This window comes from Aquicoccus sp. SU-CL01552, assembly GCF_040365005.1.
In the GTDB taxonomy this organism is placed as follows: domain Bacteria; phylum Pseudomonadota; class Alphaproteobacteria; order Rhodobacterales; family Rhodobacteraceae; genus Antarcticimicrobium.
Window position 1 is genome coordinate 1 of sequence record NZ_BAABWV010000049.1, and the last position, 1,183, is coordinate 1,183.

General features: G+C 64.8%; 1 protein-coding gene. It reads right to left on the minus strand.

The features are described 5' to 3' along the window. Positions 1-1,183, minus strand: a 1,183-nt coding sequence (tnpC, locus tag ABWV23_RS22330) for an IS66 family transposase (RefSeq protein WP_353351906.1), incomplete at both ends; no start/stop codon positions are given.

The following is a 1,183-nucleotide window of genomic DNA, read 5'->3' on the forward strand; positions in this document are numbered from 1 at the left end:
CCGTTCATCTTGGCGGTTTCGATCAGCGTCATGGCGCGGGCCAGGGTTTCACCGCCGGTGTCGGCGCCGGCGAAGAGCCAGTTTTTCCGACCGATACCGATGGGGCGCATTGCCCGTTCAGCGGCGTTGTTGTCGATAGCGACGCGGCCATCTTCCAGGAACAGGATGAAGGAGGGCCAGCGGCTGAGCGCATAACGGAAGGCTTTCGCCAGGTCGCCCTTGCCGGGTATGCGGGTCAACTGCGCTTCGGCCCAGGTTTTGAAGGCCTCGACCTTGGGCTGGCTGTGCTCCCGGCGCACGGCGAGGCGCGCCTGCGCCGGTTGCCCGGAGATCTCGCGCTCGATGTCGTAGAGCTTGCCGATCCGGTCGAGGACTTCCCGGGCGATCTCTGACTTGCTGGCGGTCCAGACGTCGTGGAAGTCACGCCTCAGATGCGCCCAGCAGGCGGCTTCCCTGAACTGGGAGCTGCCGTCAGCGCGTCGTTCATAGAGCTGCTTGAAGCCGGTATAGGCGTCGGCCTGCAGGATACCGCTGCTGTCCCGCAAATGGTGTCGGGGATGCTCGCCCTTCCGGTCGGGTGAGAAGTAATAGACCGCACCGGGCGGCGCGGCGCCGGACCATGGGCGCTGATCGCGGACATAGGCCCATATGCGCCCCTGTTTCACCCCCTTGCCGAGCCCTTTGTCCCGGCGGGAGCGATCCAGAACCCGGATTGGCGTATCATCGGCATGGAGAACATCACTGGCCATGATTTCAGCCTCGATCCGGTCGGTCAGAGGCTGCAGGACCCGCATGGCCCTGCCGCACCAATCCACCAGGGTGGTGTCCGGGATGTCGGCGCCGATCCGGGCGAAGATCTCGTTCAGCCGATACAATGGAAGGTGATCGTCGAACTTCGACACGAGGATATGAGCCAGTAATCCGGGGCCGGCCATGCTGCCCGGGATCGGCCGGCTGGGAGCCGGGCTCTGCACCATCTTCTCGCACCGCCGGCAGGATTTCTTCACCCGAGCGATCTCGATGACCTTCAGCTGGGCGGTGATCATGTCCAGCAACTCGCTCACGTCCTCCCCGACGACCCGCAAATCCCCACCACAGTCCGGGCAGCTGTCACCCGGATCGAGTTCGCAGCGTTCGCGCGGCGTGCTTTCGGAGACCCGGGGACGGCGACGTGGCTTTTTCC